Source organism: Facilibium subflavum (assembly GCF_003574485.1).
GTDB lineage: Bacteria > Pseudomonadota > Gammaproteobacteria > Francisellales > Francisellaceae > Facilibium > Facilibium subflavum.
In genome coordinates this window covers 1-520 of the sequence record NZ_QLIT01000250.1, presented here as the reverse complement: position 1 = coordinate 520, position 520 = coordinate 1, and the positions used below count along the sequence as shown (strand labels likewise).

Sequence of the window (520 nt, the reverse complement as noted above, 5' to 3'; positions counted from 1 at the left end):
GATTTATTTCCTCATGTTACGCGTGCCATAAATGGCGCAAAGCTCACGACGATGCAAAGGGTAAAAAGTTTGATGGAAAGAGCGAAGACAAAGACCGGGCTATCTGTTACAGCCAAGATCATCAACAAGGCATATAAGACTGGCAAGAGGTACACGAAAGAAAGTCTAAGTGCACTGAATTTAAACTTTAGTAAGGTGCTGCCAAAATGGAACTATTCGCTCAAACCGATGTCTGTTTTCTAATCAAAAAAGGGAAGTTATTTTGTGCGCTTCCCACAAGGCTTTTCCGCCAGCTGAGGCATTACGTATTGCTAAACGATTAGAGTTTCATTTCACCCCGAAGCATGCCAGCTGGCTGAATATGGCTGAAATAGAAATTGGGAATATGAATCGACAGTGCCTGGACAGAAGGATTTCTGACAAGAGTACGTTAGTTGAGGAGCTTGCCCATTGGCAAAGCCGAAGAAACCAACGTAAAGCAACAATTCATTGGATGTTTAACGTTGACCAGGCTCGTGAT

1 protein-coding gene and 1 pseudogene are annotated in these 520 nt (G+C 43.1%); both read left to right on the top strand.

Going from position 1 to position 520, the window contains the following annotated elements:
* Window positions 1–243, top strand: a 243-nt coding sequence (locus tag DNK84_RS12625) for an ISAzo13-like element transposase-related protein (protein ID WP_208123330.1), incomplete at its 5' end; no start/stop codon positions are given.
* 31 nt (window positions 244–274) lie between these two features.
* Window positions 275–520, top strand: a pseudogene (locus tag DNK84_RS12620) (transposase); the annotation flags it as partial.